Origin of the sequence: Kitasatospora sp. NPDC002551 (genome assembly GCF_040296005.1) — a bacterium.
GTDB lineage: Bacteria > Actinomycetota > Actinomycetes > Streptomycetales > Streptomycetaceae > Kitasatospora.
In genome coordinates this window covers 107137-127286 of the sequence record NZ_JBEOWI010000012.1, presented here as the reverse complement: position 1 = coordinate 127286, position 20150 = coordinate 107137, and the positions used below count along the sequence as shown (strand labels likewise).

Genomic DNA, 20150 nt, shown 5'->3' with positions numbered 1-20150 from the left:
GTGGCGCACACCGGTGTGGTGACAGGCACCACGCGGGGTACGAGGCAGCAGAACGCCGCTGGGCGGCGGGGCGGGGCGGTGACCTGGAGATGGCGGAGACGAGGGCGGTCCCCGGAGGTCCCGAGCCCGTGCCGGACGCGGGTCCCCGGGACGCCGTGCCGCCGCCGTCCGCGCGCAACGCCTACGAGGAGCACCCGCCCGGCCCGGCCGCCCTGTACGAGCCCCCCGGCCCGGTACCCGGACCGCCCGCGGCGCCCACCGGATGGACCGTCACCGGCATGCCGGCCATGGGCGCCGCCCTCGGAACCCCGCCCGGCGCCACCCCCGCGCACGGCCTGCCCGGCATCGGCGGGCTGGCCGGCGGGCCGCGCGGCCGGATCCTGGTCGTCGAGGGCGGCTACGGCACGTCCGGCCGCCGCACCTGGGGTCGTGGCGGAGCGGCGCAGGCACCGGTGCTGTCCGCGATGCTCGCCGCCGTCTCGCCGCAGGTGCTGCTCGCCGCCGACGCGGTGGACGCCGTCCACCTGCCCGGCGCCAGCGACCCGCACACCGTCCTCGCCCACCTGCGCGCCGCCGCCCGTCACCCCGGGCCGCTGCTGGTCCACCTCGGCGGCCACCTGCTCGCCGACAAGCGCGGCGGCCAGCTCCACCTCACCCTGCGGGACTCCAAGCCCGGCAGCATCCGCCAGGACGGCCTCGCCTGGCAGGCGATCGCGGGCGAACTGCGGCACCGCCCGGCGGACTGGCAGACCCTGGTCATCGCCGACCTGAGTGCCGATCAGAACGCCTGGCCGCTGCTCCAGGGCACCGTCTCGCCGCTCGGCGAGGGCCTGCCGCTGTGGGCGGTGATCAGCCCCGATCCGGAGCAGATCGGCACCTTCACCCGCGCGCTGATCGAGGCCCTGCACGGTGGACGCCCGGGCGCCGAGGCGGTCCTGGCTCCGGAGCAGCTGCGCCAGCAGGTGTACTCGGTGCTCCGCCCCGACGTGATCGTGCTCAGTACTCACGCGCCGGACCGCCCGGTGTTCCGCAACACCGCCCGGCGCGGCGACGGCCCGCTCGTCGACGCCGTTCCGTACGAGGGGCCGAGCCCGGCGGCCATGCTGCCCCGCCCAGCCGCGGCCTCCGCCGAGGAGGAGGCCGCCTGGCCGGACGACCGGTCGTGGGGCGAGCCGCCGCGTGACGCGGCGCCCCGGCCGGCCGTGGTCCTGGACAAGCCGGCCGCCGCCGAAGCCACTGCTGCTGCGGCTGCTGTTGCCGCCGCGCCGGTGGTCGAGGGGCCGGTCAGCCTGGTCAAGCCCGGCGTGCCGCCCACGCCGCCGCTCCCGCCGCACCCCGTCGACCTGGTGAAGGCCGGCGCCTGGCAGCCGCCGACCCCCGAGCCGGAGCCGGCCCCGGAGCCCGAGCCGACCCCCGAGCCGGAGCCGGCCCGTGAGTCGGTCCCCGAGCCCGAGCCCGAGCCGTTCCCGACGGACGAGAAGGCGCCCGCCGCCCCCGCCGAGCCCGCCGCCCCCGCCGAGGCCGCCCCGGCCCCGGACCTCACCGAGCCCCGCGCCGACTACCGCGAGGTGATCGGCCGGATCGTCCGCAGCGCCGACGCCGGCGACCACGCGGCCGCCACCGACCTGGCCTTCGCCCTCGAACTGGAGGCGATCGCCGAGCACGGCCCGGTCTCCGCTCCGGTGCTGCAGGTCCGTCAGGTCCGTGCCCACGTCTCCCGCCTCGCGGGGCGGCCGGCCGAGGCGGCCGACCTCTATCGCGAAGTCGCCCTCTCCCTGCTCCGCACCCAGGGCGCCGAGCACCCGGAGACCCAGCACGCGGCGACCAACGCCGAGGCCTGCTGGCGGGCGATCCGGGACCGCGCCGAGGCCCTCCGGATCGCCCCGGAGATCATCGAGTTGCGCGCCCACCTCCCGGGCCCCGACGGCCGCAAGCTCCGCGCCGCCGAACGCCACCTCGCGACACTCGCCGGCCCTCGATCCGACTCCGCCTGATCCGGGTTGGGCGTTCTGGCGGCGGTCGCGAACGCCTTCGCCCGGTGGCAGGCGAACCGCCGCCACGCCGAGCGCTCCCGGCGGACCGGTGAGCCCTGGCCGCCGACGGACGTGGCCGCGTTCGTCGCGGAGGTCGAGGCGTCGGGCCTCTTCGAGTCGGTGGAGGTGGTGCCGGTCGAGCCGCCACGACTCGTCGACCTCCGCTTGGAGGCTTCGGAGGAGCACTTCTTCATCGTCATGGTGGTGGACGGCCACAACGCCTGCCGGATCGTGTTCGACGACTACGTCTTCGACTGGGTGCCGACGTGCCTCGTGCTTGAGTTCCTCCAGGCCGTCATTGCCAGTGAGGTCGAGGTGACCCTGTCGCCGTCGGGCGGGCATGTGCTGCTGGGCGTCCCGCTGGCTGGGGAGGGGACGTGGCGGGACTCACGGGTCTTCGGGGGCGGGTTCGAGCCGTGGGAGGCCCGGGCGATGGCCCGGGACCGGGCGCCGGAGCACTGACGGACCGGGAAAACCGGGCGACCACGGACCGGCGGCCACCTATGCTCACCGCCGTGGACGATGCGCTGTCGAAGATCCTGGCGAAGCCGCTGACCAGCCGGAACGCTCTGAAGCTGGAGAGGCTGGCGCGCCGTCGGCTCAAGCACGGCGAGGTGGCCTTCGTGGCGGACCTCGGCATCGGGCTGGCGAGACACCACCGCTCGGCGACGGAGTTCGACAGCCTCTTCGACCGGCTGGTGCGGCTGCTCGCGGTGACGCCGGGGGCCGAGCCCGTCGGGCAGCTGGTACGGATGCTCGCCGCGGGGAGGCCGGACGATCCGGCGTTCGACCGCTACGTCGCCTCGATGCTGGCGGCCTGCCGGCGACCCGAGGACCTGACCGTGGTGTTCGACGGAGGCTCTGGGGGTGTGGCCGTCTCGGATGAGTTGCGGGCCTGTCTGGTCCACGAGCTGGTGATCAGGGGCGTCCCGGTGGCGGAGATGCCGGGCATCGCCGGGTGGGCGACCTCGCCGCACTGGCGCGACCACCCCTTGGGCGGCCTGCCGTTGGCGCCGATCGCGGCGGAACGGGAGCCGGACCTGCCGCACTACTCGGTCGACGGCAGCAGCCACGGGCTGCCGTACTGGGACCCGGAGGAGCGCCACCCGGCACCCCGGCTGGACACCCGGGTGCCGACGGCGGTGGAGACGACGACCGCCGCCGCCACCGCCGCGATGGCTGCGGCGGTGGCGGACTGGTCCGACGACCCGGAGGAGCCGGAGGGCCGTGTCGAGGCGCGGACCTTCGCCTTCGCGGACCCCCTGGAACCGGACGCGGTGCCCGGCGCCCTCGTCGCGCTGGGCCTGGACTGCCTGGTGGACCTGGGCGACCTGCCGGGGCCGGGCGAGGAGACCGCCTTCGGGATGGTCGCGGTGGAGCCGGCCGAGGTCTGGCAGGTGCTGTTCGCCGCGGCCTCCACCGGCGGCGCGTACGCGCCCGGCCGCTACGGCGCGTACGGTCGGCTCCGCGCGTGGCGCTCGCTCGCCGCGCTCGCCGGGGCGCCGGCGGACGCCTCGGCGGGCGAGGTCGAGGAGTACGTCCGGGGCTGTGCCTGGTACCGGTTCGGTGCCGCCACTCCGTGGTTCCACCGGGTGGTGTGGGACCTGGGCGTGCTGGCCGTTGCCCCGGACCGCCGCCGGCTGGCCGTCCTGGCCGCGACGACCACTGACTGACGGAGTGGGAAGTCGGCCGGTCCGACTTCCCACTCCGTCATGCCCGCCCACGACCACCGGCAGGTGCGGAGCACGGTGGTGCACGCCCGGCGCGCGGGGGTGAGCGCGAGGTGCGAAGGGAACCCGCGCCCCGGCGTGCCAGTTGGCTCCTCGACTGCGGGTGATGTGAGTGGAAGAGCCGTCAGCCCAAGGGAGTTGAGCATCGGGGTGGTCGCCTGTGGTCCGGGGGGACGGCGGCCCGGTGGCGGCCCTCGGAGGTGGAAGGTGACTCAGGTGCGTCGAGGGGAGCTGCAGGGCCGTGGGGGAACAGGCTTTCTCCCGGACTACGCTGACGATGCATTCGGCGGGCACGGTGCGTGCCTGCGCGTGTGCGGACAGTGCGGCGTGGCGGAGAGCAGGGGAGGCCGAAATGGATGAGGTTCAGGGCGGCGGCGAGAGCAGCGACGTGACGCGTCCGCTGTTGGACGAGGACCTGTCGGGGTTGTCGGACTTCCTGCGGGCGATCGGTCGGCAGATCAAGGTCCTGCGTGAGCTGGCGGGGCTGACGCAGAAGGAGTTCGCCAAGGAGGTCGGCTACACCGAGAGCCTGATCGGCGCGGTGGAGCAGGGCAAGCGGACGCCGCAGCGGGAGTTGCTGGTGGCGGCGGAGAGGGTCCTGGACGCGAGAGGGCTGCTGCTCGTCATCGCGGAGGACATCGAGCGGGCGAAGGCCAGGGTGCGCGTGCGGCACCCCGAGTGGTTCCGGAACTACGCCACCCTGGAGGCGTCGGCCCTCGAACACCATGACTGGAGTGCCTACCTGGCGCCGGGACTGCTCCAGACGGAGGACTACGCCCGGGCGGTGTTCCGGATGCGGCAGCCGCTGCTGGCGGAGGAGATGGTCGAGATTCGGGTGGCGGCCCGGATGGCGCGACAGGAGATCCTTGCCCGGTGGCCCCATGCGGTCTTCAGCTGGGTGATCGACGAGGGTGTTTTGCACCGGAGGCTCGGTGGTCCGCAGGTGCACCGGAGGCAGCTCGAACGGTTCCTGGAGATCGGGGACACCCGTGGTATGACGCTTCAGATCATGCCGATGGACCGCGCCGAGAACGCCGGCATGGACGGTTCGTTCATCTTGATCACGCCAAAGGGACGCCCGCAGACCGGCTATATGGAAGTCCAGATGAACGGTAGGCTCATCACGGATGCGGAGGAGGTCCGTCTCCTGAACGTGCGGTACGGCACCCTCAGGGCGCAGGCGCACTCTCCGCAGGATTCCCTGTCGTTGATCGAGAAGATGCTGGGAGAGCGATGAGCGGCGATCTGGTGTGGTTCAAGAGCAGCTACAGCGGCGGCGAGGGCGGCGCTTGCGTCGAGGTCGCCGAGACCACCGAATCCGTCCTGGTGCGTGATTCCAAGGACAAGTCCGGTCCTCGGCTCACCTTTTCGTCGGCTGCTTGGGAGTCCTTCGTCGAGTTCGCGCAGTCGGTCTGACGGTGCGTGCGGCCGTCCGCCGGTCGGCGGACGGCCGCTCTGCGGCTCGGGTCTGGTCGAAGCCGACCCGCTGGTCAGGTCCTGCTGATGGAGAGGACGTAGCTGGTGCCGACGCAGACGTTGCTGTTGGACGAGCCGGTGACGACCCACCCCGCCGGACGGGGGGAGTAGGAGCACACCACGGCGGACGTCTTGTTGGTGATGTTCTCGATGGTGTACTCGACACCGCTTCCGGCGCAGGTCGTGCTGCTGCGCGCGCTCGTGACGACCCATCCGGTGGGGATCGGGGAGAAGGAGCACGGCCAGGCGGTGGTCAGGCCGGCGGTGTTCCTGATGGTGTAGTCGACGCCGCTTCCGGCGCAGGTGCGGCTGCCGCTGTACGAGGCCGTGACGACCCACCCGGTCGGGATGGGCGAGAAGGAGCACACACTGAGCGGGGTGGTCAGGCCGGCCGTGTTCTTGATGGTGTAGTCGACGCCGCTTCCGGCGCACTTGATGCTGCCGCTGTACGAGCCCGTGACGGCCCACCCCGCCGGGATGGGCGAGAAGGAGCACACGTCGAAGTACGTCTGCCCGCTCGAATCGCTGATGGAGTACTCGACGCGGGTGCTGGGACAGTTGCGGCTGCCGGACGAGTGCGTGATGACCCACCCGGTCGGGACGGGCTCGTTGGAGCAGATGGTCCTGCTGGCGGTGACCTGCTGAGGAGCCGCCTGTGCCTGCGCCGTTGCGCCGGTCATCATTCCCAGGAGCAGCAGCGCGAACGCCACCAGATGCGGTATGCGGTTGCGTAAGGTCTTCAAAGTCGGCCTCAGATCTTCTCGAAAGCTCCACAGCTTGCGCTGATTCGGGTGAGATCGTGTCAGATCTGTTTCTGCGCGACCAGAGTGTCTCCTGCGCCCGGCGTCCGAGAGCGCCGACAGGAAGGCGACGGCCTGCACCACGCGGTGCAAGCCGTCGCCCCCATGCGCAGCCTCGCCCGGACCATGGGAACCCGCAGGGCACCACCGAACTCCGACCTGCCCGGGGCCGGCCTTCCGCAACCGGCTTCAGCGGCCCGCGAGGGCGTGGACGAAGCGGTGGGCGTCGATGGTGCCGAGGCCGCTGGCGAGGTCGTAGCCCCTGGTGGCCCGGTAGCCGGTGACGCCGTCCCAGGAGTTGTCCCCGGTGGTCACGTCGACCAGGCCGCTCCGCTGCGCCGGGAGCAGATCGAGGGCGTAGAGGCGCCAGTTGAGCCGGCCGAGGCGGTGGCCGGCGAGCTGGTCGGCGAGGGCGACCACGCCGGCGAAGACCGGCGCGGCCTCGCTGGTGCCGCCGGTGAGGTGCCAGCCGGCCCGGGCGGGGTCGTAGGACTCGTACGTCCACGCGCCGCCGTCGACGGCCGCGCTCATGCTGATGTCGGGGGTACCGCGGTGGTTGCCGGTGACGGCGGCGACGCCCGCCTGGTAGAGCGGCCGCTCGAAGACGCCGGAGACCCCGCCGCCGCCCGCGCCGTAGGCGTCGTGCCAGACCTTGTCGGGCGCGGTGCGCCGGCCGGCGTCGTCGAGGGTGAGCTGGGTGCCGCCGACGGAGGTGACCAGCGGGTCGGAGGAGGGCCAGGAGTTGACCCGGTAGGGGTAGAGGTCGGTGCCGTTCTGCTGGTAGTCGGTGGCGCCGGCGTCGCCGGAGGAGGCGAGCACGGTGACGTCGTGCGCGGCGGCCTCCTCGAAGGCGTAGCGCAGGTCGGTCAGCGAGCGGAAGTCGCCCTCGTCGAAGCCGGGGAAGGTGTTCTCGGTGGCGCCGAAGCTCTGCGAGACGACGTCGGCCCGGCCGGCGCGGATGAGGGCCCGCTCGGCGTCCATCATCTCGGGCAGGCCGGTGGTGCCCTCCGTCTCGGCGGTGCCGGTCTCGACCAGGATGATGTGGGCGTCCGGCGCGATGGCGTGCGCGTACTCGACGTCGAGGGTGGCCTCGCCCGCCCAGGCGGTGTGGTCGGGGTTGGTGGGGTCGAACGGTGGGACGTCGCCCCACTTGATCACCTCGACCTGGGTGTCGGGCAGGCCCCACTGCCGGTCGAAGACCTCCAGGTCGTGCTGGATGGTGGGCGAGCCGAAGGAGTCGACGATGACGATGGTGCGGCCCTTGCCGGTGACGCCCTCCCGGTAGAGGGGGCCGAGGTTGTAGGCCTCGCGGTACTGGAGCGGGGAGTAGCAGTGGATACCGAGTTCGCCGAGGCACTGCGAGGTGCTCAGCGGCGCCGTGCGGCCGACGGCGCTCACCCGGCCGGCCGAGGCGGGGCGGACGTGGACGCCGGCGGCGCGGTGGGCGGCCGGGGCGGCGGCGGAAGCGGAGGCGCGGGTGTCGGTGCCGGTGGAGACGGCGCCGGCCGCGAGGGCGGTGGCCCCGACGGCGAGCAGGGCCAGGGCACGGCGAACGGGGTGCGGGCTTGCCATCGGGCTCCTCGGGGCGCTGGGAAGAGGTCGGGACCGTCCCCGGCGAAGGTAACCCACCACCAGGGACGGTCTGCTGACCCGGCGTCAGAAGAATTGCCCGTGTCAGCCCGTGTCAGCGCGCCCCGCCGTTGACGTACAGCGTCTGGCCGCTGACGTACGAGGCGTCCTCGCTCGCGAGGAAGGCGACCACCGAGGCGATCTCCTCCGGCTGCCCGACCCGCCGCAGCGGGGTGCGGGCGGACACCTCGGACTGGTGCTCCTCGGCCGTGGCGCCGACCCGGGCGGCCGTCGCGGCGGTCATCGCGGTGGCGATGTAGCCGGGGGCCACCGCGTTGACGTTGATGTTGAACGGGCCCAGCTCGATGGCGAGGGTCGCCGTCAGGCCCTGGATCCCGGCCTTGGCGGCGGCGTAGTTCGCCTGGCCGCGGTTGCCGAGCGCCGAGCGCGAGCTGAGCGAGACGATCTTGCCCCACTTCTGCGCCACCATGTACTTCTGCGCCACGTGGCTGCAGTTGTAGGCGCTGGTCAGGTTGACCGTCAGCACCGCGTCCCAGTCTGCCTTGGGCATCTTGAAGAACAGGTTGTCCCGGGTGATCCCGGCGTTGTTGATCAGGATGTGCAGGCCGCCGAGGTCCTCGGCGATCCGGGCGAAGACCTCCTCGACGGCGTCGTAGTCGGCCACATCGCAGCCGTACGCCCGGGCCGTGCCGCCCTTGGCGGTGATCTCCCCGGCCGTCCCGGCGGCCCGTTCGGCCGAGAGGTCGACCACGGCCACCGCCGCGCCCTCCTCGGCCAGCCGGCGCGCGGTCGCCGCGCCGATGCCCTGCGCGCCGCCGGTGACGACGGCGACCCTGCCTGCGAAACGCGTCATGGTGCTGCTCCTCGGGAGGTGGAGGTCCGGCTGACAGCTGACAGAATCTGTTATCTGAAATCTGTTATCTGAAATCTGTCAGCTGTCATCTGTTATTTGTCAGTTGTCAGTCGTGAGCCCTCGGCCCCCGGCCCTCAGCCCTCAGGCGGACTCCACCAGCACCGCCGTGCCCTGGCCGACCCCCACGCACATGGTGGCCAGGCCCCGGCGCCCGCCGGTGCGGCGCATCCGGTGCAGCAGGGTGGTGAGGATCCGGGCGCCGGAACCGCCGAGCGGGTGGCCCAGCGCGATCGCGCCGCCGGTCGGGTTGACCAGCTCCGGGTCGATCCCCAACTGGTCGACGGAGGCCAGCACCTGGGCGGCGAAGGCCTCGTTCAGCTCGGCCTCCTCGACCGCGTCCAGCGTCCAGCCGGCCCGGGCGAGCGCCTTGCGGGTGGCCGGCACCGGCCCGATGCCCATCACGTCCGGGTGCACGCCCGCCGAGGCGCCGGCCACGTACCGGCCGAGCGGCTCCAGGCCGAACTCGCGCAGCGCCTCCTCGCTGACCAGGACGAGCCCGGCCGCGCCGTCGTTCATCGGCGAGGCGTTGCCCGCCGTCACCGTGCCGCCGGGGCGGAAGGCGGGCTTGAGCCGGGCCAGCTTCTCCAGGCTGGTGTCCTCGCGGATCGACTCGTCCGCCTCGACACTCACCCCGTCGGGCCGCTCGACCGGGACCAACTCGGCGTCGAAGTGGCCGTCCTCGCGGGCGGCGGCGGCCCGCTGGTGGCTGCGCAGCGCGAAGGCGTCCTGCCGCTCCCGGGTGATGCCGAACCGGGCGGCCACCTCCTCGGCGGTCTCTCCCATGGAGAGCACGCCGTGCAGCTCGGCCATCCGGGGGTGGGTGAGCCGCCAGCCGAGCCGGGTGTCGAAGGTCTCGATCCGGTGCGGCAGCGCCTCGTCGGGGCGGGGGAGGACGAAGGGGGCGCGGGTCATCGACTCGCAGCCGCCGGCGAGCACGACGTCCGCCTCGCCGGATCCGATGGCCCGGGCGGCCATGGTGACTGCCTCCAGGCCGGAGGCGCAGAGGCGGTTGACGGTGGCGCCGGGGACGCTGTCGGGCAGCCCGGCGAGCAGCACGGCCATCCGGGCGGCGTTGCGGTTGTCCTCGCCGGCCTGGTTGGCGGCGCCCCAGTAGACGTCGTCGATCCGGGCCGGGTCGAGGGAGGGCAGGCCGGCGAGCAGGGCGCGCAGCACGGTGGCCGAGAGGTCGTCCGGGCGGACCGTGGCGAGCGCTCCGCGCAGCCGGCCGATGGGTGTGCGGCGGGCTGCGGCGAAGTAGACAGGACGCACGACGTCGGGCTCCTTGTCGAGGTGTCGAGGTGTCGAGGTGTCGAGGTGTCGAGTTTTCGGGAACGAGGAAACGTGGGTCAGAAGGCGCTGACGCCGGTGAGCGCGCGCCCGATGAGCAACTGGTGGATCTGGCTGGTGCCCTCGTAGAGAGTCATCACCCGCGCGTCGCGCAGGTACTTGCCGACGGGGTACTCGTCGATGAAGCCGTAGCCGCCGAACACCTGGAGGGCGTTGTTGGCGGCCCGCACCGCCGCCTCGCTGGCGAACAGCTTGGCGACGGAGGACTCGGTGGCGAACGGCAGGCCGCGCTCGATGTGGTCGGCGACCTTCCAGGTGAGCAGCCGGGCGGCCTCGACGTCCACGGCGATCCCGGCGAGCAACTGCTGCACCAGTTGGTGCGAGGCGATCGGCGCGCCGAACTGCTCGCGCTCGCCGGCGTAGCGGACGGCGGCGTCCAGGCAGGCCCGGGCGATGCCCACGCAGCCGGCGGCGACCGACATCCGGCCCTTGGCGAGCGCCGCCATGGCGACGGTGAAGCCCTTGCCGATCTCGCCGAGCCGGGCGCTGTCGGGCACCCGGACGCGGTCGAAGGAGAGTTCGGCGGTGGCCTGGCCGCGCAGGCCGAGCTTGCCGTGGATCTCGGTGCGGGTGAAGCCGGGCAGCTCGGTGGGGACCAGGAAGGCGGTGATGCCCCGGTGGCCGCTCTCGCCGGTGCGGGCGAAGACGAGCGCGACGTCGGCCCAGGTGCCGTTGGTGATGAAGGTCTTGGTGCCGCTGAGCAGCCAGTGCTCGCCCTCGCGCACGGCCCGGGTGGTGAGGTTGGCGGCGTCGGAGCCGGTGCCGGGCTCGGTGAGGGCGAAGCAGCCGAGCGCCGCGCCGGAGGTGAGCCGGGGCAGCCAGTGCCGCTTCTGCTCCTCGCTGCCGAAGGCGTTGACCGACTTCGCGACCAGGCCGAGCGAGACCGAGACGATGCCGCGCACGGCGGAGTCGCCCCGGCCCAGCTCCTCCAGGACCAGGCAGTAGGCGAGGTGGTCGCCGCCGCTGCCGCCGTACTCCTCGGGGATGGTCAGGCCGAGGAAGCCGAGGCCGCCCAGCTTGCCGACGATCGCGCGGTCGACCGACTCGGCGCGGTCCCAGGCGGCGGCGTGCGGCACGATCTCGCGGTCGGTGAAGGAGGCCGCGAGTGCGCGGACGGCGGTCTGTTCCCCGGAGAGTTCGAGGTCCATCGGGGCGCTCCCGGTTAAACTAGCGCTGCAAGTTTTACGAGGGGACTGTAGCCCCGACCGGCCGCGCTGGGAAGGGGCACCTGCCAGAATCGGTCCACCCCCCACCCGACCGGACGCACCCACCGGAGGAACCGCGCCGATGCCCCGCCCGCGCACCCCCCTGCTCAACCGCGAACGCATCGTCGCCGCCGCGCTGCGCCTGGTCGACGAGGAGGGGCTGGCCGCGCTCTCCACCCGCCGGCTGGCCGGCGAGCTCTCGGTGAGCGGGCCCTCCCTCTACAACCATTTCGCCACCAAGGACGAGCTGCTGGACGCGGTGGTGGACGGGGTGATGGGCGAGGTCGACCTGTCGATGTTCGCGCCCGGCACGCCCTGGCCGCGGGCGCTGCGCGACTGGGCCCGCTCCTACCGCGCCGCGCTCGCCGCCCACCCCAACATCGTCCCGGTGCTCGCCCAGGGGCCGGGGCGGCGGCCGAACGCGCTGCGGCTGGCCGACGCCGTCTTCGGCCACCTGGTCGAGGCCGGCTGGCCGCGCGGGCAGGCGACCAGGGTCGGCGCGCTGATGCGGTACTTCGTCACCGGCTCGGCGCTGGCCTCCTTCGCGGCCGGCTTCCCGGAGGACGCCGGGGTGTACGACGCGGCCGACTACCCGCACCTCGGCGAGGCGCACCGGCTGGCCGAGCACCGGGCGGCGGTGGACGAGGGCGCCTTCGAGACGGGCCTGGAGGCGCTCCTCGACGGCCTGGAGCTGCGCTTCGAACGGCTGGAGCGGCCGGGTCACCAGGGCTCGCGGGCCACGAACGCCGGGCGCAGCGCGGGGTCCACCGGGTCGTAGTACCGGTGGTAGACGGGGGTCAGCCCGCCGGAGACCGGCGGCACGATCCAGCTCCAGTCGGCGGGTGTCGGCCGGCCGGCGCGCTTCTCCCGCGCCACGTGCCGCAGGAACCGCTCGGACTCGGTGTGGTGGTCGGCCATGGTCACCCCGGCCTCCTCGAAGGAGTGCAGCACCGCGATGTTCAGCTCCACCAGGGCGCGGTCCCGCCAGAGCGTGCGGTCGCTGGAGGTGTCCAGGCCGAGCCGGTCGGCGACGGTCGCCAGCATGTCGTAGCGGTCGGCGTCGGCGAGGTTGCGGGCGCCGATCTCGGTGCCCATGTACCAGCCGTTGAACGGCGCGGTGGGGTAGCGCACGCCGCCGATCTCCAGCGTGAGGTCGCTGATCGCCGGCACCGCGTACCAGCGCAGGCCGAGATCGGCGAACCACTGGTGCCCGGGGTGCGAGAGCCGGACCTCCAGGGTGGTGTCCTCGGGCAGCTCGTACCAGCTGGGCCGCTCGCCGGCCCGTTCCTGGACGAGCAGCGGCAGCACCTCGAACCGCTCCTCGCCACCCTTCCAGCCGAGGTCGCGGGCCCGGGCGGCCAGCTGCGCGCCGGCCGGGTCGCCGATCCACCGGCCGTCCGGGCCGGGGTGGCCGGCGTAGCGGACCAGCTGCTGGTTGAGGATCCGGGCGGCGGGGCGGCCGGGCCGGTCGGGGGCGAACACGGAGATCACCGGGCGGATCCGCCCGCCGTTGGTGGCGGTGCGCAGGTGCTCGAAGCACTCGGTGGCGATGTCGTCGGCGGAGGAGAGGTGGCGCAGGTCGCGCACCACCAGGCTGCGCCAGTAGAGCCGGCCGATGCAGCGGGCGGCGTTGCGCCAGGCGAGCCTGGCGCCGTGGGCGAGTTCGGCGGGGGTGTGCTGGTAGCTGCCGGTGCGGTCGATCTCGTCGAGGACGGCGCGTATCCGCGCGTCCGGGTCGCCGGCGGCGGGCTGCTCGGCGTGGAACCGCCGGATGAACTCGGCGGCCTGCCGGGGGTCGGTGAAGGGTCGGTCGGGTGCCTGCGAAGGCGAAGGCGCGGACGCTCCGGCGGACTCCTCCGGCACCAGGTGGCCGTGGACGTGGGCGTGCGAGTAGGGGCAGGCGCGGGCGGTGGCGGCGGATCGGCGCGTGCTGCGGGTGCGAAGCCGGTCGAAGATCAAGGACATCCCTCCTGCCGCACAGGGATACCGGAGGTGTCCGCGCCGCCGCAGCGAGTGAACGATTCGGCCCCCGCCCCCGGCGTCTTCACGCTAGGGTGCGGGGGCCGGAGGCCGCGCGGGGGCTTGTCCCACGCGGGGGCTACCCCATGTCCTCCAGGCGCACGCCCTTGGTCTCCTTGAGGAAGCGCGCCACGAACACCAGCGACAGCGCCGCGAACACCGCGTACGCGAGGTAGGTGGCCGAGAGGTTCCAGCGCGAGAGGGCCGGGAACGAGACGGTGATCGCCCAGTTGGCGATCCACTGCGCGGAGGCGGCCAGCGAGAGCGCGGCGGCGCGGATCCGGTTGGGGAACATCTCGCCGAGCATCACCCAGACCACCACGCCCCAGGAGAGCGCGAAGAACAGCACGAAGGCGTTGGCGGCGATGAGCGCCACGGTGCCCTGCAGGTCGGGCAGGGTGACGTCCTCGCCGCTGCCGGTGGCGGAGGAGAACGCCCAGGCGCAGGCGCCCAGCGCGACGGCCATGCCGGCCGAGCCGATCAGCGCGAGCGGCTTGCGGCCGATCCGGTCGACCAGCAGGATCGCGATCACGGTGCCGAGGATGTTGATGACCGAGCCGATGAAGCTGATCAGCAGCGAGTTGGACTGGTCGATGCCCACCGACTGCCAGAGGATCGACGAGTAGTAGAAGATCACGTTGATGCCGACCAGCTGCTGGAACACGGACAGCCCGATGCCCGCCCAGACGATCGGCAGCAGGCCGAAGCGCCCGCCGAGCAGGTCGCGGAAGCGCGGGCGGTGGTCGGAGGCGATCAGGCCCCGGATCTCCGCGATCCGGGCGTCGGTGTCGCCGCCCTCGCCCTCGATCCCGATCAGGACGGTGCGGGCCTCGTCCAGCCGGCCGGCCGAGATGAGGAAGCGCGGGGACTCGGGGATGGTCGAGGCGAGCACGAAGTAGACGGCGGCCGGCACCACGCAGATGCCGAGCATCCACTGCCAGGCCTCCAGGCCGAGCAGGTGGCCGCGGGTGTCGCCGCCGGCGGCGTTCGCCAGCAGCCAGTTGACCAGCTGCGAGATCGCGATGCCGAGCACGATGGCGGCCTGCTGGAAGGAGGCCAGCCGGCCGCGGTACTTCGCCGGTGCCACCTCGGCGATGTAGGTCGGGGCGATCACCGAGGCGATGCCGATGGCGGCTCCGCCGAGGACGCGCCACAGGGCGAGGTCCCAGGCGGAGAACGGCAGCATCGAGCCGATCGCGCTGACCGCGAAGAGCAGCGCCCCGGCCTTCATCACGGTGGTCCGGCCGTAGCGGTCGGCGAACCGGCCGGCCAGCGCGGCGCCGACCGCCGAGCCCAGCAGCGCGGAGGAGACGATCAGACCGGTCACACCGTCGCCGACACCGAACTTCTCCTGGATGCCGGAGACCGCGCCGTTGATCACGGAGCTGTCGTAGCCGAACAGGAACCCGCCGAGGGCCGCGGCGGCGGTGATGAAGACGACGAAGCCGAGCCGGCCGGACGGTGCCGGCCCGGTCGTCGCCCCCGAGGGGCCCGCGGACTGCTGGGTGACGCTCACGATCTTGACTCCTGGTACTCCACGCTGAGTTCGGTAGCCGAGATCGTAACCCCTCAATGTTCAAGTGTTGTACGTGGGATCCTGCCCAAATCCCTTAAGCCATTAGTAAGGTGAACGATCAAATACCGATCAGGCCGCCCTCCCCGGCCGGCTGGGCCAGCGAGAGCCCGAACCGCCCCTCCTCGTCCGTCCACCAGGCCGCCAGTCGCAGGCCGGCCGCCGCCAGCTCCTCGGCGACCCGCTCGCGGCGGAACTTCGCCGAGACCTCGGTGCGCAGCTCCTCGCCCTCGGTGAAGTGCACCGGCAGGTCCAGCGCCGGGATCTTCACGGTCTGCGTGACCAGCGAGCGCAGCCGCATCTCGATCCACTCCTGCTCCGCGTCCCAGCGCGCCACGTGGGCGAACGCCTCCGGCTCGAAGTCGGCGGACAGCTCGCGGTTCAGCACGTTGAGCACGTTGCGGTTGAACTCCGCGGTCACCCCGGCCGCGTCGTCGTAGGCGGCGACCAGCACCGCCGGGTCCTTGACCAGGTCGGTGCCGAGCAGCAGCGAGTCGTCCGGGCCGAGCGCGGAGCCCAGCCCGCGCAGGAAGGCGGCCCGCTCGGGCGGCAGCAGGTTGCCGAGGGTGCCGCCGAGGAAGGCGACCAGCCGCGGGCCGCCGGCCGGCGGCAGGTCGAGGCGGGCGGTGAAGTCGGCCAGCACGCCGTGCACCGCGAGGCCCGGGTAGTCGGCGGCGAGCGTCTCGCCGGCCGAGGTCAGCGCGCTCTCGCTGACGTCCACCGGTACGTACGTCTCCAGCGTGCCGAGGTCGCGCAGCGCGTCCAGCAGCAGCCGGGTCTTCTCGGAGGAGCCGGAGCCCAGCTCCACCAGGGTGCGGGCCCGGGTGGCGGCGGCGATCTCGCCGGCCCGGGCGGTGAGGATCGCCCGCTCGGCCCGGGTCGGGTAGTACTCCGGCAGTCGGGTGATCTCCTCGAACAGCTCGCTGCCCTGCGCGTCGTAGAACCACTTGGGCGGCAGCCACTTGGGTTCGGCGGTCAGGCCGGTCCGCGCGTCGTGCCGCAGCGCGGTGCTGAAGTGGTCGGAGGGCAGCAGCCGGGTGAGATCAAAGGTGCTCATGACAGGTGGATCCTCTGTTCAGGAAGTGAAGAGATGTGGACCTTGAGTCGGCCGGTCGGCCGGTCCGCCGGTCGACCGGCCAGTCGCGGCCAGGCGGCCGGCCGGACCGGGGCAGCCGCGTTCAGAGCGGCTTGACGGTCACCCCGTCCGGACCGGCCAGCAGCAGCGAGCGGTCCGGCACGACCGTCCAGCCGGGAAGGTCGTCGGAGGGCTCGGAGGCGACCAGCACGCCGAGCCCGGGCACCGTGCGGTGGTGCAGGGTGTCGCCCCAGGCGGTGGCGGCGATCTCCCGGCCGTCGGTGAGCAGCAGATTGATCCGCCCGGTGGTGTGCGCGGCCGTCTCGGCGACGGTGCCGGCCAGCGCCTCGCCGAGCCCGGCGCCCGCCCGCAGCCGGTGCAGCGTGAGCGCCCAGAGCAGCGCCGAGTCGGTGCGCGCCACCAGGCCGAGCAACTCCTGCGGGGGCAGCAGCGCGGCGAGCGCGCCGGTCCGCTCCGGCCAGCCGACCAGCGCCCCGTTGTGGCTGAACAGCCAGCGCCCGGCGGCGAACGGCGCGGCCGCCTCCTCGCCCGCCGCGCAGCCCTCGGTGGCCGAGCGGACCGCCGCCAGCAGCGCCCGGGTGCGCAGGACGCGGGCGAGGTCGGCGAACGAGGCGTCCGCCCAGACCGGCCCGGCCCGGCGGTAGCGGGCCGGCACCTCGTCGCCGTCCGCGTACCAGCCGAGGCCGAAGCCGTCCGCGTTGACCGTGCCGTACTGCTGCAGGCGCGGCGCCCAGGACTGCCGGTAGAGCCCGAAGGGCGGCTCCACCAGCAGCGTCCCGGGTGCCACCGGCTCGCCCAGGTAGGCGAGGTGGCGGCACATCAGCCGGCCTCCGCGACGACCCCGGGGCCGGAGCCGTCGTCGACGTCGGCGGCGGTGCGGAACCCGGCGAAGATCTGCCGGCGGACCGGGTAGTCCCAGTTGCGGAAGGTGCCCCGGCAGGCGACCGGCGCCACCGCGAAGCAGCCGCCGCGCAGCACCTTGTACTCCGGCCCGAAGAACACCTCCGAGTACTCCCGGTAGGGCCAGGCCCGGAAGCCCGGGTAGGGGTGGAAGTCGCTGGCCGTCCACTCCCACACGTCGCCCATCAGCTGCCGCACCCCGTAGGGGGAGCGGCCGTCCGGGTAGCTGCCGGCCGGGGCCGGGCGCAGGTGGCGCTGGCCGAGGTTGGCGTGCTCGGGGCCGGGCGCGCCGTCGCCCCACGGGTAGCGCCGGGAGCGGCCGGTGGCCGGGTCGTGCCGGGCGGCCTTCTCCCACTCGGCCTCGGTCGGCAGCCGGCGCCCGGCCCAGCGGGCGTAGGCGTCCGCCTCGTACCAGCTGACGTGCAGCACCGGCTCGTCGAGCGGCACCGGCTCCAGCACGCCGAACCGGCGGCGCAGCCACTGGCCGTCCTCGCGGCGCCAGAACAGCGGTGCGCTCAGGCCGGCGCTGCGCCGGTGCGCCCAGCCCTCGGGCGTCCACCAGTGCGGCTCGTCGTAGCCGCCGTCCTCGATGAAGCGCAGGTAGGCGGCGTTGGTGACCGGTGTGGTGTCCAGCCGGTAGGCGGGCAGGTCGACGCGGTGGGCGGGGCGCTCGTTGTCCAGCGCCCACGGCTCGGTGTCGGTGCCCATGGTGAACGGGCCGGCCGGGATCAGCACCTCGGCGGGCAGCGCGGCGGCGTCCGCCGGGGCGGGCGGCGGCGGGGGAGCGGCCAGCGCGGGCTCGCCCGTGCGGAGCTGGTGGGTGATCAGCATGGTCTCGTCGTGCTGCTGCTCGTGCTGGGCGATCATGCCGAAGGCGAACCCGGCGGCCAGCAGCGGCGCGCCCTCCAGGGGGCTGGCGGCGAGCAGGTCGAGCACCCGGCCGCGGACCTCGCCCGCGTACGCCCGGGCCTCGGCGGGCGGCAGCAGCGGCAGGCTCGGGCGCTCGGCGCGCGGGTGCTCGAAGGCGTCGTAGAGCGGGTCGATCTCGGGGTGCATCGGGTCCCGGCCGCCGACGTTGCGCAGCAGCCAGAGCTCCTCCTGGTTGCCGATGTGCGCGAGGTCCCAGACCAGCGGGGACATCAGCGGGGAGTGCTGGGCGGTGAGGTCGTGGTCCTCGACGCAGTCGGTGAGCGCGGCGGTGCGGGCGCGGGCGGCCAGCAGCTCGGCGGCGATCGTCTCGCGCAGCGCCTCCGGGGCGATCGCGTCCGGGGCGGGAGCCTCCGGCGCCAGGGTCTCCGACGGGGGAGTGGTCCCGGCCTCGCGGGCGTCGTCGATCATGGTGCGGCCTCCTCCGGGGGAGTGCGTCGGGTGCCGGTGCGCAGGGCGTCCAGCTGGTCGTCGGCCGGGCAGCGGCCGCGCGCGGGGTAGCGCTCGGCGTAGGCGGCGAGGGTGGCGCGCAGCCGCTCGGCGCCGGGCATCCGGCCCAGCGCGGCGTCCGCGGCGGCGAAGCAGGCGAGCGAGGCGTGGCGCAGCTCGGGGTCGGCGGTGGCCAGGGCGGCGGCCCGGCGCCAGACGTCGCTGCGCGGCGCGGGCGGGCCGTCCTCGCCCGGGGGCGGCTGCAGCGGTTCCAGGGCGGCGAGCGCGGCGTCCGCGGCGAGGGGGTCGTCCAGCAGCGCGGTGACCAGGGCTGTCGGCACGATCCAGCCGTCGCCCGGCTGGGCGTCGATCATCCGCAGTTCCAGGTGGCCGCGCGGGCGCACCGGCGGGAAGAGCGTGGTGCGGTGGTAGTCGAGGTCGGCCAGGGTGGGCGGGCGCTCGCCGGCGCCGCGCAGCCAGTCGCGGAAGGTCAGCCCGGCCGGGGCGGTCCACGGCAGGCCGTCGTGGCGGCGCACGCAGAGCACCTCGGCGTCCAGGACGTACCCGGCCCAGGACTCGCGCGGGTCGCCGTCCCCGGGCGCGGGGGCGAGGGTGCGGGTGGGGTCCATCCGGGACCAGACGGTCTGCCGGGTGGAGCGGTGCCCGGTGGGGCGGCCGTCCAGCAGCGGGGAGTTGGCGAAGGCGGCGACCAGCACCGGGCCGAGCCGGTGGGCGAGCAGCCAGCGGCGCTCCAGGGCGTGCGGGCCGTCCTCCGCCCCGGCGTCCAGGCAGACCTGGAGCGAGGCGGTGCCGGTCATCATGATCCGGCCCCAGGGGCCCGCGGCGTCGAAGTGGCGCTGCATCGCGAGGTAGCGCGGATGGTCCAGCACCATCGTGCGGGGGCGGCCCAGCGGGTCGGTGCCGGTGCCGGTGAGCCGCAGGCCCTGGGCGGCGAAGGCGGCCCGCAGGGCTCCGAGGTCGCGCCTGGTGTCGGCGACGCATCCGGTGAGGCTGTCGGCGGGCGGGGAGCTGAGCTCGACCTGACCGCCGGGTTCGAGAGTGAGGCGGGAGCCGGACGGGAGCGAGGTCCCGTCGGGTCCGCCGAGTGGCAGTGCGTCCAGTGCGGCGTGCAGCCGTTCAGGGGGGACCGGCCGGTCGGGACATCGGTCGTCGTGGACGAACCACTCGACCTCGACGCCCACCAGCCGGGGCGGCCCGATCTTGAAGCAGACGCCCGCCACGTGGCTGCGGGCGGCCGACTCGGTGAGCGGGGTCACCGCGTCGGTGCGCGGGGTCGCGGCGTCGGTGCGCGGCGCGGTGCTCCGCCGGTCGGTCTGGTTGGGCGGTCGAAGGGGTATCACCGGACTCACCATCCTCGGGACACGGGTGCGGCCCGGACTACCCTGCCCAGTCTGCCCCGGACCATGCGAAGGCGCCGCGCAAACATCGGGTCAAGGCCGGTCGCCGCAGGCCGGCGGCGGTGCGGACGGGTGAAGCGGGCTCCGGGGCGCATGGATCCGGCCGCCGGGCGCATGGATCCGGCCGCCGCGACGGGGCGGACCTTGCGTACCCGTCCGGGTGGACGGGGTGTGCCGTTCGGGGCCGGCCGGGAGTCCGGTGGGGTCAGGCGCCCCCGTCCGGGCGCCCGGACAGGTGCGCCGCGAGGCCGCGCCGGCCGCGCCGCATCATCACCGCGTGGTTGGCCCGGAACAGAGGCCGGGCGGGCAGCGCGAGGCGGCGCAGCAGTGGCTTGGCCGGGCGGGTGTCCTCCTCGAACAGGGCCAGGGCGCCGCCCGCGCCGTCCCCGGTGACCGTCCAGCGCGACCAGCCGGTGAGGTCCCCGTGCATCGCCGCCTCCAGCACTCCGGCGGCCGGGTCCTGCCGGACGGCGGTGAGCCCGATGACCAGCCGGTAGGGGAGCAGCGCGCGGACCAGCACCTCGCCGCGGTCCGGCCCGGTCTTCCGGACGTCGCGGATCTCCGGCCACCAGCGCGGGTACCCGGCGACGTCGGCGAGCGCCCGGTACACGGCCGCAGGCGGGGCGGGCAGCCGCCACATCCCGTGGAACCGGTAGTGGTTGGGGTCCACGGGGGCACTGTAGCGGCCGGGTGC

General features: G+C 74.1%; 18 protein-coding genes. 6 read left to right on the top strand and 12 right to left on the bottom strand.

What is annotated here, in order from left to right:
* The first annotated feature begins 128 nt into the window (after positions 1 to 128).
* From ABT093_RS14225 to ABT093_RS14205, 5 genes are all read left to right on the top strand, one after another.
* Positions 129 to 1994, top strand: coding sequence for a hypothetical protein (locus tag ABT093_RS14225; protein ID WP_350563993.1), 1866 nt, complete (start codon positions 129 to 131; stop codon positions 1992 to 1994).
* A 6-nt stretch (positions 1995 to 2000) separates the two neighbouring features.
* Entirely contained in the window at positions 2001 to 2495 is a 495-nt protein-coding gene (locus ABT093_RS14220) for a hypothetical protein (RefSeq protein WP_350563992.1), read from the top strand.
* A 53-nt stretch (positions 2496 to 2548) separates the two neighbouring features.
* Positions 2549 to 3706 carry a DUF6183 family protein gene (locus tag ABT093_RS14215; protein WP_350563990.1) on the top strand — a complete coding sequence of 386 codons (1158 nt, stop codon included), beginning with the start codon at positions 2549 to 2551 and terminating at the stop codon, positions 3704 to 3706.
* 409 nt (positions 3707 to 4115) lie between these two features.
* On the top strand, positions 4116 to 5000 hold the full coding sequence (locus ABT093_RS14210) for a helix-turn-helix domain-containing protein (protein WP_350563989.1): 885 nt from the start codon (positions 4116 to 4118) through the stop codon (positions 4998 to 5000).
* The gene (locus tag ABT093_RS14205) at positions 4997 to 5179 is read left to right on the top strand and encodes a DUF397 domain-containing protein (protein ID WP_350563988.1); all 183 of its coding nucleotides are present in this window, start codon (positions 4997 to 4999) and stop codon (positions 5177 to 5179) included. The genes ABT093_RS14210 and ABT093_RS14205 overlap by 4 nt, the downstream gene beginning before the upstream one ends.
* Positions 5180 to 5253: 74 nt before the next feature.
* Here ABT093_RS14205 and ABT093_RS14200 read toward each other — a convergent pair whose 3' ends face one another.
* The 5 genes from ABT093_RS14200 to ABT093_RS14180 form a co-directional block, all read right to left on the bottom strand.
* Complete coding sequence (locus ABT093_RS14200; RefSeq protein ID WP_350563986.1) at positions 5254 to 5949, bottom strand: hypothetical protein; 696 nt, start codon at positions 5947 to 5949, stop codon at positions 5254 to 5256.
* A 279-nt stretch (positions 5950 to 6228) separates the two neighbouring features.
* Entirely contained in the window at positions 6229 to 7611 is a 1383-nt protein-coding gene (locus ABT093_RS14195) for a S53 family peptidase (protein ID WP_350563984.1), read from the bottom strand.
* 112 nt (positions 7612 to 7723) lie between these two features.
* Positions 7724 to 8482, bottom strand: a complete 759-nt coding sequence (gene fabG, locus ABT093_RS14190; protein ID WP_350563982.1) for a 3-oxoacyl-ACP reductase FabG — start codon at positions 8480 to 8482, stop codon at positions 7724 to 7726.
* 141 nt (positions 8483 to 8623) lie between these two features.
* Complete coding sequence (locus ABT093_RS14185; protein WP_350563980.1) at positions 8624 to 9811, bottom strand: thiolase family protein; 1188 nt, start codon at positions 9809 to 9811, stop codon at positions 8624 to 8626.
* A gap of 77 nt (positions 9812 to 9888) precedes the next feature.
* Positions 9889 to 11037 carry an acyl-CoA dehydrogenase family protein gene (locus ABT093_RS14180; protein ID WP_350563979.1) on the bottom strand — a complete coding sequence of 383 codons (1149 nt, stop codon included), beginning with the start codon at positions 11035 to 11037 and terminating at the stop codon, positions 9889 to 9891.
* Between the two features lie 139 nt (positions 11038 to 11176).
* On the opposite strand from ABT093_RS14180, the gene ABT093_RS14175 reads away from it, so the two are divergent.
* The gene (locus ABT093_RS14175) at positions 11177 to 11872 is read left to right on the top strand and encodes a TetR/AcrR family transcriptional regulator C-terminal domain-containing protein (RefSeq protein ID WP_350563978.1); all 696 of its coding nucleotides are present in this window, start codon (positions 11177 to 11179) and stop codon (positions 11870 to 11872) included.
* On the opposite strand, the gene ABT093_RS14170 is transcribed toward ABT093_RS14175, so the two are convergent.
* The 7 genes from ABT093_RS14170 to ABT093_RS14140 form a co-directional block, all read right to left on the bottom strand.
* Positions 11815 to 13059, bottom strand: coding sequence for a nitric oxide synthase oxygenase (locus ABT093_RS14170; protein ID WP_350563976.1), 1245 nt, complete (start codon positions 13057 to 13059; stop codon positions 11815 to 11817). The genes ABT093_RS14175 and ABT093_RS14170 overlap by 58 nt on opposite strands.
* A gap of 133 nt (positions 13060 to 13192) precedes the next feature.
* On the bottom strand, positions 13193 to 14629 hold the full coding sequence (locus tag ABT093_RS14165; protein ID WP_350563974.1) for a sugar porter family MFS transporter: 1437 nt from the start codon (positions 14627 to 14629) through the stop codon (positions 13193 to 13195).
* Between the two features lie 118 nt (positions 14630 to 14747).
* Positions 14748 to 15743, bottom strand: a complete 996-nt coding sequence (egtD, locus tag ABT093_RS14160; protein ID WP_350563973.1) for an L-histidine N(alpha)-methyltransferase — start codon at positions 15741 to 15743, stop codon at positions 14748 to 14750.
* A 121-nt stretch (positions 15744 to 15864) separates the two neighbouring features.
* Positions 15865 to 16602: an ergothioneine biosynthesis protein EgtC gene (gene egtC / locus ABT093_RS14155; protein WP_350563971.1), complete on the bottom strand. Its 738-nt coding sequence runs from the start codon at positions 16600 to 16602 to the stop codon at positions 15865 to 15867.
* The gene (gene egtB / locus ABT093_RS14150) at positions 16602 to 18020 is read right to left on the bottom strand and encodes an ergothioneine biosynthesis protein EgtB (protein WP_350563969.1); all 1419 of its coding nucleotides are present in this window, start codon (positions 18018 to 18020) and stop codon (positions 16602 to 16604) included. The genes egtC and egtB overlap by 1 nt, the downstream gene beginning before the upstream one ends.
* A complete protein-coding gene (egtA, locus tag ABT093_RS14145; RefSeq protein ID WP_502884223.1) occupies positions 18017 to 19399 on the bottom strand; it encodes an ergothioneine biosynthesis glutamate--cysteine ligase EgtA in 1383 nt (460 codons plus the stop codon). Before egtA ends, egtB begins: the two co-directional genes overlap by 4 nt.
* Before the next feature lie 262 nt (positions 19400 to 19661).
* A complete protein-coding gene (locus tag ABT093_RS14140) occupies positions 19662 to 20126 on the bottom strand; it encodes an SRPBCC family protein (RefSeq protein WP_350563968.1) in 465 nt (154 codons plus the stop codon).
* Positions 20127 to 20150: the final 24 nt, after the last annotated feature.

What these genes read in the sequence shown, in the direction of transcription:
- ABT093_RS14170 (WP_350563976.1), bottom strand. Translation starts at nt 13,059, where the DNA reads ATGTCCTTGATCTTCGACCGGCTTCGCACCCGCAGCACGCGCCGATCC.
- ABT093_RS14205 (WP_350563988.1), top strand. Translation starts at nt 4,997, where the DNA reads ATGAGCGGCGATCTGGTGTGGTTCAAGAGCAGCTACAGCGGCGGCGAG.
- ABT093_RS14195 (WP_350563984.1), bottom strand. Translation starts at nt 7,611, where the DNA reads ATGGCAAGCCCGCACCCCGTTCGCCGTGCCCTGGCCCTGCTCGCCGTC.
- ABT093_RS14180 (WP_350563979.1), bottom strand. Translation starts at nt 11,037, where the DNA reads ATGGACCTCGAACTCTCCGGGGAACAGACCGCCGTCCGCGCACTCGCG.
- egtC (WP_350563971.1), bottom strand. Translation starts at nt 16,602, where the DNA reads ATGTGCCGCCACCTCGCCTACCTGGGCGAGCCGGTGGCACCCGGGACG.
- fabG (WP_350563982.1), bottom strand. Translation starts at nt 8,482, where the DNA reads ATGACGCGTTTCGCAGGCAGGGTCGCCGTCGTCACCGGCGGCGCGCAG.
- ABT093_RS14175 (WP_350563978.1), top strand. Translation starts at nt 11,177, where the DNA reads ATGCCCCGCCCGCGCACCCCCCTGCTCAACCGCGAACGCATCGTCGCC.
- ABT093_RS14210 (WP_350563989.1), top strand. Translation starts at nt 4,116, where the DNA reads ATGGATGAGGTTCAGGGCGGCGGCGAGAGCAGCGACGTGACGCGTCCG.
- egtB (WP_350563969.1), bottom strand. Translation starts at nt 18,020, where the DNA reads ATGATCGACGACGCCCGCGAGGCCGGGACCACTCCCCCGTCGGAGACC.
- egtD (WP_350563973.1), bottom strand. Translation starts at nt 15,743, where the DNA reads ATGAGCACCTTTGATCTCACCCGGCTGCTGCCCTCCGACCACTTCAGC.